Annotated in this window: 12 protein-coding genes, 1 tRNA gene and 1 pseudogene; 6 read left to right on the top strand and 8 right to left on the bottom strand. The window is 70.0% G+C overall.

The features are described 5' to 3' along the window. Nucleotides 1–149 precede the first annotated feature (149 nt). Complete coding sequence (locus tag ABZ807_RS05135; RefSeq protein ID WP_357153043.1) at nt 150–1,232, bottom strand: integrase core domain-containing protein; 1,083 nt, start codon at nt 1,230–1,232, stop codon at nt 150–152. A 130-nt stretch (nt 1,233–1,362) separates the two neighbouring features. Here ABZ807_RS05135 and ABZ807_RS05130 point away from each other — a divergent pair. Next, nucleotides 1,363–1,826: pseudogene (locus ABZ807_RS05130) on the top strand (DUF296 domain-containing protein). Nucleotides 1,827–2,600: 774 nt separating this feature from the next. On the opposite strand, the gene ABZ807_RS05125 reads toward ABZ807_RS05130, so the two are convergent. Continuing rightward, the gene (locus ABZ807_RS05125; protein WP_357153041.1) at nt 2,601–3,269 is read right to left on the bottom strand and encodes a response regulator transcription factor; all 669 of its coding nucleotides are present in this window, start codon (nt 3,267–3,269) and stop codon (nt 2,601–2,603) included. Then, nucleotides 3,266–4,423: a sensor histidine kinase gene (locus ABZ807_RS05120; RefSeq protein ID WP_357153038.1), complete on the bottom strand. Its 1,158-nt coding sequence runs from the start codon at nt 4,421–4,423 to the stop codon at nt 3,266–3,268. The genes ABZ807_RS05125 and ABZ807_RS05120 overlap by 4 nt, the downstream gene beginning before the upstream one ends. 169 nt (nt 4,424–4,592) lie before the next feature. On the opposite strand from ABZ807_RS05120, the gene ABZ807_RS05115 reads away from it, so the two are divergent. The 4 genes from ABZ807_RS05115 (at nt 4,593) to ABZ807_RS05100 (ending at nt 8,898) form a co-directional block, all read left to right on the top strand. Continuing rightward, nucleotides 4,593–5,357, top strand: coding sequence for an ABC transporter ATP-binding protein (locus ABZ807_RS05115; RefSeq protein ID WP_357153035.1), 765 nt, complete (start codon nt 4,593–4,595; stop codon nt 5,355–5,357). Beyond that, nucleotides 5,351–7,777 carry an ABC transporter permease gene (locus tag ABZ807_RS05110; RefSeq protein ID WP_357153032.1) on the top strand — a complete coding sequence of 809 codons (2,427 nt, stop codon included), beginning with the start codon at nt 5,351–5,353 and terminating at the stop codon, nt 7,775–7,777. The genes ABZ807_RS05115 and ABZ807_RS05110 overlap by 7 nt, the downstream gene beginning before the upstream one ends. Nucleotides 7,778–7,956: 179 nt before the next feature. Continuing rightward, nucleotides 7,957–8,610 (top strand): HAD family hydrolase, encoded by a 654-nt coding sequence (locus ABZ807_RS05105; RefSeq protein WP_357153099.1) that lies wholly within the window; start codon nt 7,957–7,959, stop codon nt 8,608–8,610. Between the two features lie 215 nt (nt 8,611–8,825). Continuing rightward, nucleotides 8,826–8,898: transfer RNA gene (locus ABZ807_RS05100), tRNA-Arg, on the top strand. A 226-nt stretch (nt 8,899–9,124) separates the two neighbouring features. Here ABZ807_RS05100 and ABZ807_RS05095 read toward each other — a convergent pair. After that, a complete protein-coding gene (locus ABZ807_RS05095; RefSeq protein ID WP_357153030.1) occupies nt 9,125–9,541 on the bottom strand; it encodes a hypothetical protein in 417 nt (138 codons plus the stop codon). Between the two features lie 455 nt (nt 9,542–9,996). On the opposite strand from ABZ807_RS05095, the gene ABZ807_RS05090 reads away from it, so the two are divergent. After that, the gene (locus ABZ807_RS05090; protein WP_357153097.1) at nt 9,997–10,941 is read left to right on the top strand and encodes an IS30 family transposase; all 945 of its coding nucleotides are present in this window, start codon (nt 9,997–9,999) and stop codon (nt 10,939–10,941) included. A gap of 302 nt (nt 10,942–11,243) precedes the next feature. Here ABZ807_RS05090 and ABZ807_RS05085 read toward each other — a convergent pair whose 3' ends face one another. The 4 genes from ABZ807_RS05085 to ABZ807_RS05070 all read right to left on the bottom strand — a co-directional run bounded on the left by ABZ807_RS05085 (nt 11,244) and on the right by ABZ807_RS05070 (nt 13,231). Continuing rightward, nucleotides 11,244–11,717 (bottom strand): hypothetical protein, encoded by a 474-nt coding sequence (locus tag ABZ807_RS05085; RefSeq protein WP_357153027.1) that lies wholly within the window; start codon nt 11,715–11,717, stop codon nt 11,244–11,246. A 468-nt stretch (nt 11,718–12,185) separates the two neighbouring features. Then, entirely contained in the window at nt 12,186–12,332 is a 147-nt protein-coding gene (locus ABZ807_RS05080) for a hypothetical protein (RefSeq protein WP_357153024.1), read from the bottom strand. Nucleotides 12,333–12,629: 297 nt separating this feature from the next. Then, nucleotides 12,630–13,034: a type II toxin-antitoxin system VapC family toxin gene (locus ABZ807_RS05075; protein WP_357153021.1), complete on the bottom strand. Its 405-nt coding sequence runs from the start codon at nt 13,032–13,034 to the stop codon at nt 12,630–12,632. Next, nucleotides 13,031–13,231: a hypothetical protein gene (locus ABZ807_RS05070; RefSeq protein ID WP_357153018.1), complete on the bottom strand. Its 201-nt coding sequence runs from the start codon at nt 13,229–13,231 to the stop codon at nt 13,031–13,033. Before ABZ807_RS05070 ends, ABZ807_RS05075 begins: the two co-directional genes overlap by 4 nt. Between the last annotated feature and the right edge of the window lie 162 nt (nt 13,232–13,393).

The following is a 13,393-nucleotide window of genomic DNA, read 5'->3' as shown; positions in this document are numbered from 1 at the left end:
TCGTGGTCGACGGGCTGGCCACCGCGGCTCGCCGGCGGCGTCGGGGGCTGGTGGTCGGGGCGTTGGACGAGACCGGCCAGCAGAAACGCGGCACCTGTGCGGTGCCAAAACTCTGTTTCGGGCTTGTGAGCTGCGAATGTGCGAGTAGCTCAAGCTGCCCGGTGGTATTCGTTGATCACGCCGCTCAGGACGCGGCGTCGCCGGATCGGGTTGTCGATCGCGACGACCACACCGGGGTTGTAGTCGGGTGGATGCTGGTCCAGGCTCTGGTGCGGCCGGTGCCGGTCGAAGTGGTCCTCATAGTCGCGTAACACGGTGCGGGCGTGCTGTTCGTTGTAGATCAGGACCCGGTCGGTGCACTCGGCCCGGACACTGCGCACGAAGCGTTCCGCGAACGCGTTCGCCCGGGGTGTGCGCGGCGGAGTCTTCACCACGTCGATGCCTTCGGCGGCGAACACCGTGTCGAACGACGCGGTGAACTTGGCGTCGCGGTCGCGGTCGCGGTCGCGGATCAGGAACCGGAATCGGGTCGTACGGTCCCCGAGGTCCACCACCAGATTCCGGGCCAGCTGGGTGGCCCAGGCAGCGGTCGGGTGGGCGGTGACGTCGAGGATGTGGACCCGTCGGGTCGTGATCTCCATGACGAACAGCACGTACAACCGCCGCAGCGTGACGGTGTCGATGTGGAAGTAGTCGGTCGCCAGCATGCCGGACGCCTGCGCGCGCAGGAACGTCCTCCAGTTGGTGTCGATCTCGCGTGGGGCAGGACCGCGTTTCGATCTGGCGAGGATGCGACGGATGGTGCCGGCGCCGACCCGATGGCCGAGCCCGACGAGTTCGCCTTGGATGCGCCGGTGCCCCCAGCCGGGATTCTCCCTGGCCAGGTGCAGGATCAGGTCCCGGAGGTCGTCGCTGATCGGTGGTCGTCCGGGCCGGTTCGGGTAGGTCCAGTGCCGGCGGACCAGCCGGCGGTGCCAGGTCAGCAGGGTGGCTGGGGTAACGATCCGATGCCTCCAGAGTTCCCGCGGCAGTGCCCGGACCAGCGCGGACAACACTGCCCGCTCCGGCCACGACAGGCGCGGCTGACCGACCTGACGGCGTAGCACCGCCACCTCGTGGCGCAGCACCAGCAACTCTGCGACCGGCGCGGACTCGCTGCGCGTGGCCAGCGGCAACCAGCCGAACATCCGCACCGCATTCAGGTACAGCAGCCGAACCAACACGCCTGCCATTCTGCGTCACCGTCGCGAAACAGCAGCTCACACCCTGTGCGACGAGTTTTGGCACGGTACAGGTGTGCGTCCTTGGCTGGACCCACCACAGCCACTCGCCCCCGACTAACCCGACCGGAAGTGTCTCAGTATGCGTAGCCATGACCTCACGCCCGGACGGATGATTGGCGTCACCTTCGATCATGGTGAGGACTTCTTCGCCGCCCTCGCCGAGGCCTGCCGTGTCAACGGCATCCGGCAGGGCTACATCCCTGTCTTCATTGCCGGGTTCAGCACGGTCGAGATCGTTGGCACCTGCCAGCGTGTGGACGACCCCCAAGCCCCGGTCTGGGACCGGGTGCACCTGACCAACGTCGAAGCGCTCGGCGGCGGCACCATTGCCTACGACGACGCCCACGACCGGATCGCGCCGCACATCCACGTCAGCGTCGGACTCAAGGAGCACAGCGCGACCGGCCACACCGTCACCTGCTCGCCGCGACAGTCCAGTTCCTCACCGAGATGCTGATCATCGAGGTCGCTGCGCCCGTCATGTGTCGTATCCCCGAGGCGAGCCTCTACGACGCGCCGCTGTTGCGGATCGGCGACAACTGACAGGCCAGTGGCCTCCACGCCCGCCACGCCGACCGAATCGTTGCCCTACGCCACGGCGTGTTGATAGCTACCGGCCGCGACGCCTCTACCGCGGCGGCTCGCCGCCTGGGATCGCGGCTGACACTCCCGGCCACGAAGCCGCCGCCCAACGCGCACCGATGCCGCAGCCATACCGACCCATCGGCCAGGAGGACCGTCGCCATGAACGATGTGACCCCCTACCGGCAGCCCCAACACGAATGTGAGGCCGAGGGCTGACACCGCGTCGGTCACCGCCGTCCGGTGCCCGGCCGGCGGGTCCGGGCCGAGGGAGCGCACATCATGATCTTCGATGATGTGCGCGGTGTGTGCTCTCCAGCGGATGCCAACCGGGGTCAACCGGTGCCAACGCGGGTCACTGCGGCCGACCGCCGGTCGCAAACCGGGGTTCGTGTGCTCCAGGTGTGGTCCTGGGCTGGGAGAACAGGGGCACGGGGAACGTGGGTGAACGTGGGCCACTCCCTGCCACCCCAGGTGAACCCCCAGGTCGCTAGACTAGGCCCTCGCGCCCTCGTAGCTCAGGGGATAGAGCAACGGTTTCCTAACCGGTCGCTCCGCTTGCTTCCGCGAGCCGACGACCTGCGGCTCGTTCCTTTCGCTGCCCCTGTCCCGGGTCGCATCCGTGGGGACGCTGTGATCGCCTGCTCAAGATCAGCAGGAGGACAATCGCCCTGCTGTCGGACGCTGGATCGGTACCGGCCTGAGTCATGGGCTCTTTTCGGAGAGGTGATCCGCTCAGCGAAGGCCGCCCGGTCCGACCAGGCCCGTTTCGTAGGCGACGATGACCAGTTGCGCCCGATCACGTACCGCCAGCTTGGTCAACAACCGCCCGACGTGCGTCTTCACGGTGGCCAGGCTGAGACCGAGGTGCCCGGCCAACTCCGCGTTGGACAGGCCGCGGCCGATCAGTGTGAGCACTTCCCGTTCCCGATCGGTGACCCCCTCCAGCCGTCGCGGCAGGGGCCGGGCCGGCTCGGGCCGACGCGCGAACTCGTTGATCAGCCGGCGGGTCACCGTCGGCGCGAGCAGCCCTTCGCCGGCGGCCACCACCCGGATGCCGGCCAGCAGGTCCGCCGGCGGGGTGTCCTTGAGCAGGAACCCGCTGGCTCCGGCGCGCAGTGCCCCGTAGACGTACTCGTCCAGGTCGAACGTGGTCAAGATGACGACCCGGGTGCCGGCCGTGGCGGGATCGCCGCAAATGCGCCGGGTCGCCTCGATGCCGTCCATTTCTGGCATCCGCACGTCCATCAGCACCACGTCCGGTCGGTGCTCGGTGGTCAGCGCGACGGCCTCCACGCCGGTGCCCGCCTCACCGACCGTGGTGAAGTCCGGGGTGGAATCGACCAGCAACCGAAAGCTGCCGCGCAGCAGCGCCTGGTCATCGGCGATCAGCACCCGGATCACGCGGGTACCCGGTAGGGCAGGTTGGCGGTCACCGCGTAGCCGCCGCCGGAGCGTGGCCCGGCGTGGAACTCGCCCCCGTGCAACGTCACCCGTTCCCGCATGCCGATCAGCCCGTGTCCCTCCCCGCCGATCAGGATCGGTCGGCGGCCGTCGTCGGTCACCTCGATCCTGACCTCGCAAGGCGTGACGGTCACCGTGGCCCTGCAGGCGGCCGGCGCCGCGTGCTTCACCACGTTGGTCACCGCCTCCTGCACGATCCGGAACACCGCCAGGCCCACCGACTCCGGCACCGCTGCGGCCGGCTCCTCCCGCCGTACGTCGAGCCGTACGTCGACACCGCCGATCGCCGCCTGCCGGGCGAGCGCGGGCAACTCGTCCAGCCCGGGTGTCGGGGTGTACGGGGTGCCCTCGCGCAATGCGCCGAGCACCCGGCGCACGTCGGTCAGCGCGTTGCGGCCGGTCTCCTCGATCACCCGCAGGGCGGCCCCCGCCTCGCGGGGATCGGTCCCGGCGACGTGGTTGGCGACGGCCGCTTTCACCACGATGAGGCTCAGCGTGTGCGCGACCACGTCGTGCAGTTCCCGCGCCACCCGTAACCGCTCCTCGGTAGCGGCCTGGCGGACCAGGTGCTCGCCCTGACGGGCGGCGAGGGCGCGTCGCTCCCGGACCAGCCAGCCGATCACCCAGGCAGGCACGATCATGACAGCGGCGTAGACGACCGCGCCGGTCCGTGACCAGAGGTCGCTCGCGGTCAGTACCAGGGCGACGCTCACCAGAGCGAGACAGCCGGCGGCGCAGAGCATCGACCGGTGCGTGCTGGTCGACACGGCCACCGTGTAGAGGGACAGGCCGATGGCGAGCCCTGTTGCGGCGGCGGCGTAGTTGGGAATCACGCCGGTGATCAGGGCGGCGGTGGTAACGGAACTGATCACGACGGCGACGGTGATCGGCCACCGTCGTCGGACGCCCAACGGCAGCCCGAGTGCCATCCCGACGATCACCGACACCCAGAGCGGCTCGTGCACGCCACCGTGCAGCGGCGATTCCAGCGCCGCGTACGGGCCGAGCAGACCGCCGACCGCCAGGGCGAGCACGGCGTCCACGGTGGCCAGTTCCGCGGGCCGCAGCCGCCGGGTCAGCAGGTGGGCGGTCACGTGTCGAAGCGTATCGGCCGGTCGGGCGGGCCGCGTCCACCTGCGGGCCGTCATCCTCGGGCATGACATCCGCCGCGTTGCGGTCCGCGGGATCCGCCCAAGGGTGGGCTGGCAAGTGTCCACACGGGCACGACGCGCTGCACCTGCCGATGCCGGCACCCTGGCGGTCATGACCACACAGACGGTGACCCTGACCGGGTTGCGCGCGGTATACGGCAGCGGAGCGCGGCGGGTGACGGCCCTCGACGGCGTGACGACCAGCTTCGCCCGCGGCACGTTCACGGCAGTGATGGGCCCGTCGGGCTCGGGCAAGTCCACCCTGCTGCACTGTGCGGCCGGGTTGGACAGGCCAGTCGAGGGGAGCGTCATGATCGACGGCAGATGCATCGACGACCTGGGTGAGGACGAGCTGACCCGGCTGCGCCGCGATCGGGTCGGCTTCGTGTTCCAGGCGTTCAACCTGGTGTCCACGTTGACCGCTGCGCAGAACGTCGAGCTGCCGATGCGCTTGGCTGGGCGCCGTCCCCCGGCCCGGGACGTCGTCGCCGCGCTCGACGCCGTGGGACTGGCCGACCGGGCCGGGCACCGGCCGAGCGAACTGTCCGGCGGCGAACAGCAACGCGTCGCCGTGGCCCGGGCGTTGGTCACTCGTCCTGCGGTCGTCTTCGCCGACGAACCGACCGGGGCACTGGACAGCGCCGCGTCCGGGCAGGTCCTCCGGCTGCTCCGTGGACTCGTCGACGACCACCGGCAGACCGTGGTGATGGTGACCCACGATCCCACCGCCGCCGCGTACGCCGATCGGATTCTCCTGCTCGCCGACGGGCGCGTGGTGGACGAGCTGACCGGCGGGATCACCGCCGCGGTCGTCGCCGCACGGATCGCCGAGCGGGAGACGGTTCCGGAGAAGAGTGCCGTGGAGCCGTCGTGCTGAGCATCAGGCGGTCGGCCGGCGCGTTCGTGGCCGTCGCTGTCGGCGTCACACTGGTCACGGCGGCCACCCTGCTGCTCGCCTCCGGCCGCCCACAGGTGCCCGACCGGCTGACGCACGCGGCGGTCGTGGTGCAGAGCCCCGAGGCCGGTGCGCCGGCCGACTCGTTCGCGCCCACCCGGCCCTGGTCCGCCGCTAGGACGGCGGAACTCACCAGCAGGCTGGCCGGGGTGCCGGGCGTTACGGCGGCCGTACCGGACCGGACCTTCTACGCCCAGGCGCTCGTCGACGGCCGGCCCCCGGCCATCGATGGGCAGCGGGAGGACGCCCACCAGGGGCACGGCTGGTCCAGTACCCGGCTGGGTGGACTCCGTCTGGTGGCCGGCGAGCCGCCCCGGCGGGCCGGCGAGGTGGTCGTCGACCGCGCGCTCGGGCTGCGTCCCGGCGGGCCGGTCACCCTGCTCACGGCGGCGGGCCCGCAGCCGTACACCGTCACCGGCCTGGTCGACGCGACCGGCGTCTACGTCGCGGACGAGGTCGCCACCGCGCTCGCGCCCGGGGTCCGGACCATCGGCCTGCTGGTCGCGTCGGGTGCCGGCCCCGGGGAGGTCGCCGAGGCGGCTCGCGGCGTCGTCGGTGGCGACGGACGGGTGTTGACCGGCGGCGGACGCGGTGCGCTGGAGCCGCGGGAGGATGCCCGCACCCGCTGGATCGGCATGCAGGTGCTCACCGCGACGGCGGCCCTCGCCGGCTTCGTCACGATCTTCGTGGTCGCCTCCACCTTCGCGTTCACCGTCGCGCAGCGCCGCCGTGAGCTGGGACTGCTGCGTGCCATCGGCGCCACTCCCCGCCAGGTCCGCCGCATGGTCCACGCCGAGGCGCTCGTCGTCGGCGCCACGGCCGGGCTCGCCGGCCTCCTGGCCGGCGCGACGCTCGCCCCGGTGCTAGGTCGGCTGCTGGTCGACGTCGGCTTCGAGCCGGCGACCTTCCAGGTCCGGTACGAACCCTGGCCGGTCGCGGGGTCGTTCGCCGTCGGTCCGGTGATCGCGCTGCTGGCCGTCTGGTCGGCGTCGCGCCGAGCGGCACGCGTTCGCCCGCTAGAGGCGTTGCGCGAGGCGGCGGTGGAACAGCGACCGATCGGGCGACCGCGCGTCGCCACCGGGGTGCTCCTTGTCGTGACCGGCGTCGCCCTCAGCCTCGCCACTGCGACGTCCGACGAAGCCCGCGACGCCGCCACGTTCGCCCTCTACGCGGTGATGACCCTGGTGGCCGGCGCCACGGTGCTGGCCCCCGCGGTCGTCGGCCCGGTGGTGCGGATGCTGCGGTGGCCGGTGCGCCGACCAGGTGGCGCGATCGGGATGCTGGTCCGGGCCGGGGCGTTGGCCGCGACCCGGCGGACGGCTTCGATCGCCGCCCCGGTGCTGCTCACGGTCGCGTTCGCGGTGCTGGTCTCCGGAATGGTGCGCACCACCACGGCCGCCTACGCGGCGGGACGGGTCGACAAGGTGAACGCCGGCTGGGTCGTCGTCCCCGACCGCGCACCGGGCCTGTCGGACCGGGCCGTCGCGGCGACCGGGGGCGCCGCCCTCCTACCGACGACGGTCTTCGAGAGCGACCCGACGTCGCTGCCGGAGAACCGGCCACTGGCCGCGCTCGGCGTGGATCCGGCGAGCTTCGCCGCCGCCAACCGGGCGCTCACCGTCGTCGCCGGCTCACTGGACGACCTGCGCGGCGACACGGTGGTCCTTCCCGTCTCGGCGAACCGGCAGCCGTCCGAGCCGTACGCGCTGGTCTTGGCCGACGGGGAGGTGGTGTCGCTACGCGTCGTTGCGGTCGTCACTGACGACTCGATCCCCGGCGACCTGCTACTGCCCCGGTCCGTGGTGCGGGCGCACGACCCGTCGGCGCTCACCTCCGCGGTGTACGTCCAGGACCGGATCGATCCCCCGGTCGAAGGGCGGATCGTCGACGTCTCCGCCTGGGCGGCCGAGGCGGATCGCGCCGAGGATCGCCTCGTCTGGCTCTTCACGCTGCTCTTGATCGGTGTCTCGGCGGGCTACGGGGCGGTCGCGGTGGCGAACACGCTGCTGATGGCCGCCGCCGGCCGGGCGGCCGACCTGCGGCTGATCCGGCTGGCCGGAGCGACCCGGAGGCAGGTCATCTGGCTGGTCACGGCCGAGGCCGCCCTGGTGGTGCTGATCGGCGCGCTGCTCGGCGGGACTGTCGCCTTCGTCGGTCTGCTGAGTATCCGTGCTGGCCTCGCCGCGCAGGTCGGCGTAGCGGTCGACCTGGTGGTGCCGTGGTCGGTGGTCGGCGGGGTGGTGGGACTCTGCCTGCTGCTGGCGGTGCTGGCGAGCGCGCTGCCGGCCTGGCGGTCGCTGCACCACCATCCCACGCGGTCTCCCGTCGGCATCGTGGGGTGAACCCGAATCACCGCAAGACGGCTGTTGATGAAGCGCTCTCGACGACGGAAGCACGAGTGCGCAGCTACTACGACCAGGAACTGGTGCGGGGAGGGAGAGATCGGTCTGCCGTGCGGACACCCACCACTTCGAAGGCTCTAGGATCCGCAACCAGCGTGAACGTGACGGAGGACCCACAGGTGATCAAGGCAGTTTTCTTTGATGTCGGCGGGGTGATTCTCGACGAGTCCCGAGAGTTCGAGACCTGGGCGGACTGGCTCGGCGTTCCACGGCATACCTTCTCGGCGGTCTTCGGTGCTTCGATCGCCCGGGGCCTGGACTGGCAGGAACCGTTCCGAATCTTCCGGCCCGGGTTCGATCTCACGGCTGAACTGGAACGCCGGGCAGCGGCTGGAAAGCCGGAGTCATTCGGGGAAGAGGACCTCTATCCCGACGCGCGACCGTGTCTCACCGCCTTGAAGGATCAGGGCCTCCTCGTCGGCTTGGCCGGCAACCAGCCGGCTCATGCCGAGGCGAGCCTCCGTGCGCTCGACCTGCCTGTGGATGTGATCGGCACGTCCCACGGTTGGGGCGTGGCGAAGCCGTCACCGGTCTTCTTTGAGAACGTCATTCGTGAAGGCGGTGGCGACGCGTCTTCGATCCTGTACGTCGGCGATCGGCCCGACAACGATGCACGCCCGGCCAAGGAAGCCGGTATGAAGACCTGCCTGATCCGGCGCTCTCCGTGGGGTCATATCCTCGAGATGCCAGCCGTTTCCGAGCAGTGCCTGTTCCGCGTCGACTCCCTGAACGAACTCCCCGCCCTGGTGGCGAAGCACAACGGGAGTGCGTAGATGATGTGCGCGGTGTGTGCTCTCCGGCGGATGCCAATCCGGGTGAACCGGGGCCAACGCGGGTCACCCCGGGCGACCGGCGGTCGCAAACCGGGGTTCGTGTGCTCGAGGTGTGGTCCTGGGCTGCGACAACGGGGGTCCGGGTGACGTGGGCGAACCCGGGTCACTCCCTGCCACCCCAGGTGAACCCCCAGGTCGCTAGACTAGGCCCTCGCGCCCTCGTAGCTCAGGGGATAGAGCATCGGTTTCCTAAACCGTGTGTCGCAGGTTCGATTCCTGCCGGGGGCACCTCGAAGATCAGCAAAAATGGCCTCTGGCCTGCGGATACGCCTCCTCGTCGACTGACCGCCTTGTGCAGCCAGACGCCACCCGAAGCCGCCATTTGCAGCCGTCCGTGCAGAGTGCGTGCAATGATCTTGGGTGCCTGAACGCGACTGTTTGCGCAGGCCGCGGCCGGTAAACGGCGGAGAGGCCGCAGCGTCAGCAACGACCTCTCCCACGCTACCGGCGACCGTCACCTCAGCGCCGCCTCGATCCGCTCGTTCATCCGGCCCCGATCTCCGTCGAGGCACTTTGCGTACACCTTGAGCAGCACGTCCACCGAGTGCCCGGCCCGCTGGGCGACCTCCGGCGCCGGCAGCCCGGCGTTCGACCACAGCGACACCCCGGCGTGCCGCAGGTCGTATGGTCGACCAGCCAGGGGAGAGGCCACCCGGTCCGGGGGCAGGCTCAGCCTTCGGGCCTCCTCCCAGACCCGGTAGTACGGCGATGACGCCACGACGTTGCCCTGCTCGCTGCGGAACAATCGCCCGTCGGCCTCCGCCCCGAACCGATCGATGTGCGCGCGCAGGATCGCCACCAGTTCCGGCGGGATCGGCACCTCCCGCGCCTCCGTCTCGCCCCGGTGCTTGAGCCCCCGGTCGTCATGCACCTGACCGTTGTCGGTGTACCGCTTCCCTGCCGCAGGCCGGGACTTCTCGACCGCCAGCTGTCCCCAACCCGTTGCCGGAAGACGGCAGTCCCGCTCCCGCAGGCTCAGTGCCTCACTCGGCCGCAGCGCCGCGAAGTACAGGCAGGCGTAGAAGCCATCAGGTGCTCACCACGTCGGCCGTTCTTCCCGCGCTGACCGACGTACGTCACCCCGATCAGCAGCTCTCGTGCCGGCGGATGTTCACTACAACCCGCCGGTCGACTTCGCCGACCAATTTCCGCCTGCTTGACCGCACCCGCAGCTTGTCGACCGGGTTGAAGTCCAGTAGTTCCAGCTCCACCGCGTACTGAAGGACGGGCAGGTTCGGCCGGTCGTAGCATTTGATCTTGGCGGTTGGGTGGGACAGGATGTTCCGTCGTGCGCGCGATGTTGACCTTGGCTGATTGTGAAGAGATATCCCGTGGCTTGGCCGAGGGCCTGGAGTACAAGCGGATCGGTGTCCTGATCGGCCGGGACCCGTCGGGTGGTGTCACGGGAGGTCGCCCGGCACGGCGGCCGGACCGGGGTACCGGGCCGCGACGGCTGACACCGGGGCGGGGGTGGCGCGATGTCGGCCGAAGACGTGGGCGGTCGAGCGGGTGCAGGGCCTGCGGGAAGTGGTCCGGGAGCGGTTGCGGCTGGGCTGGTCGCTGGCGTCGATCGCGGGTCGGTTGGTGTTCGACTACCCGGACGATCAGGCTTACCGGGTGTCTCACGAGGCGATCTATCAGTGGGTGTACGCCCAGCCGGTGTCCGCCCTGGCGCGGGAGTTGATTCGGTTGCGCACCGGCCGTACGGCCCGTCGTGGTGGTGCCCGTCCGGCTCCGGCGGCACGGATCCGCGAGCCCCGCTACCTCGATGAACGCCTTGCCGAGGTCGAGGGTCGGCAGGTCCCCGGACATTGGGAGGGTGACCTGGTCATCGGCAAGGCGGGCAAGACTGCGGTGGCGACCCTGGTTGAGCGCACGTCGCGGTTCGTGGTCCTGGTCCCGCTGACCGGCCGGGACGCGTTGACCGTCGGTGACGCGATCATCGCCGCCGCCGGGACACTCCCGCCACAGCTGGCCCGGTCGTTGACCTGGGACTGCGGGGCGGAGATGGCCGGCCACGCGCGGATCACCGCCGCCGGGCTACCGGTGTACTTCGCCCGCCCGCACTCACCCTGGCAACGCGGCAGCAACGAGAACGCCAACCGGATCCTGCGCGAGTACTTCCCCAAGGGCGTCCCGATCACCTCCGACCCCAAATATTTGGCGATGGTGGCTTCCGAGATCAACGATCGACCCCGTAAGATCCACGGTTGGAAGAAGCCCTCCGAGATATTCACCGAACTCGTCGAGGCGAATGCTTCCACCGGCTGAACCCGCCGCCCTCTGCACGGCGACCTACCAGGAAATATCGTTGGTAGACGAGTGCTTGCGCTGACAACCACTCCGGACTGGAACGGGCGCCGAGCGTAGTGCTTGGAAGCAAGAGATCAGGCAGCGGCGAGGCAGCGAGAAGGCAGCGTGATCCTCGATTGCGATCCGTCTTCGATGAGAAGGAGCAACGGCCGGGACTTGCATGGCGAGGCCGTTTGGTACCAGTCGTCAACGGTCGGCGGATTCACTCCGGCTCCCCCCGGCGGGGGTCGTCGCGTTGTTCGGTGAGCGTTCCGCCGTGGTCACCGCAACCCGTTTCGCGTTGAGCGGCTGGTAAGCAGGACTGCCGCCGCAGCGAGAAGGCAGCCCAGGTGACAGACCACGGTGGCGATGAGGAAGGGGAAGTACCACCACCCGTAGAGGTCGTGGGTGTATTGCTGGTGCGCGAGATCGATCGGCCCGACGAGCGGCGTGCAGAGGACGATCACGATGATCAGCGCGGCAGCGGGAAGCGCCATCGCGATGTGCTCGTTGTGGTAGGCCCACCCCCTGAGCAGGTAGCCCAGCGCCGCGGTGGTGAGGAAGAGGGCGGTCAGGGCGCACCCGAGCAGGAACGGCAGCACGGACTGTTCACCGGCCTCGCCGGTGAAGGGGACCGCGCGGCCCTGCGACACCGCCGAGGCGAAGATCTCGTCCATCCGGGCGATCAGCACTCCGGTCACCACCACCGCTGTCCCGGCCAGGGCGGTCGCCAGCCAGACCAGTCCCAGGCCCACGCGGCGGGCACGATGGGTGGGTTGAGGGGACGCCGGTACGGTGACGGGCACCGATCGACGCTAACAGGGCGGTGTGGGGTGCGCGATCACATGCGCTCCGGGTCGACCGCACTTCCTCCGGGCGTTGGTCCGGGCCGATTCCGCTCGTCGCGGGAGCGGGAATCAGCGGGACGTGACATCAGTGGTTGACATCAACAGTGACGGCCAAGGCCGGACGAGCGCGGACGGGTGCTTGCCTCCGACCTGAACGCCGTGGACGTCAGCGGATGCTGCGACCTTTGCCGAAAGCGCCTTGTAAGCGAGCTGTCCGCCGGACCCTTGCAAGCGATGTGCGAGCGACGCCACTGCCGAAACGTTCTCATCAGGATCAAGGGGCCGCGCAAGCGCGGCCCGCCCGCCGCACTCGGCCTGCTGGCGGCCTCCGGCCGGCATCGGCCGGCGCGGCGGGCAACCTTCAGGCTCCGATGGTCACGTCCGAGGTTCGATGATCGCGGCTTCGATGCGCAGCCCGACTCCTGCGGCGACGAGGAAGCCCGCGAGGATGTGCGGCTCGGTCGTACCGGTGTCGGTCGACAGGGTGATTGCCGAGACCAGGAGGCCGGCGACGAGGGCCACGTTTCCGAGCGCGCGAGCCGTCGATGCGCGCCTTGAAAGAGGGTTCACCCGGCGGACCGTACCGAAGATCTGGTGTCGGCGCTGTCGGGACTTGTGCCCGATCAGCGGTGGGACGATCGCCTGGGTGGTCGGCCAGCTCCCAGGCCGGGGCGATCGGCTGCCGCGCCGCTTTGCGGCTTGCCACCGGGTGCGGGACCAGGCCGCGGAATGCCGGCGTCACGCGAAGCCGCCCCGGCCTGAGGGGCCGGGGCGGAAAGCCGTACGACGCCGGACAGCCGCGACCAGGGTTGCCGAAAGCTAGGAGACGTCGAAGAGCCGGAGGCCGTCGTACTCGGCGAAGTCGGCGTAGTCCTTGCCGTTGAAGGTCGCCAGCGGTAGCCGGTCGACGAGGCAGCAGGCCGCGATCCAGGAGTCATTCGTCGGTCGGGGCCGCCCGCGATGCTGCGCCCGCGCCTGAAGGTGCCCCCAGGTTGTCGCCACCGCCTCGTCGTAGGGCAGCAGCACGACGCCTGACCGCCACTGCGCAAGGTCAGCCAGTTTGCGTGGCCCCCAGCTCCGCAGGGCGGTCCACTTGGTCAGCTCCCCGACCGTCACGAAGGTGATGCACAGGGTCTTACCGGCCAGGCGGGCACGAAGGCGGTCAGGCAGCCTTCCGCGAAGGATCGCCGACGCTACGTCGGTGTCCAGGACGACCAGGCTCACGCGGCGCCAGCTCGGCGGGAGGCGTAGAGGTCGGCGAGGAAGTCGTCCAGCTCGTCGTCCGACTCGAAGAGGTTGGGCCGGGCCAGGTCGTCGACGGAGGCGACTGGCCGGATGCCCTGACGACGCGCCAGCTCCTCAGCCGGTACGTGCTCAGCGGTCGGCCACTCGGGCATCTGCTCAGCGCTACTCGACGTCACAGCTCACCTCCTGCGTCTCGGACCGTCGTCTATTCTCGCACCTCTAACATCGAGACGCCCGCACGTCACCGCCAGCCGTCAGCACCCCCGCTCGTCGTGCAGAGTCCGTGCAACGATCTTGCTCGGTGCGCGAGGTAGTTGACCCGCAGGACCAGGTCAAGG

The sequence above is a fragment of the Micromonospora sp. NPDC047548 genome, from assembly GCF_040642975.1.
In the GTDB taxonomy this organism is placed as follows: Bacteria; Actinomycetota; Actinomycetes; order Mycobacteriales; family Micromonosporaceae; genus Micromonospora.
The sequence above is the reverse complement of the archived record's forward strand: the minus strand, read 5'-3'. Positions and strand labels throughout refer to the sequence as shown.

Coding starts and splice junctions, on each gene's coding strand:
- ABZ807_RS05135 (WP_357153043.1), bottom strand. CDS start 1,232: ATGGCAGGCGTGTTGGTTCGGCTGCTGTACCTGAATGCGGTGCGGATG.
- ABZ807_RS05115 (WP_357153035.1), top strand. CDS start 4,593: ATGACCACACAGACGGTGACCCTGACCGGGTTGCGCGCGGTATACGGC.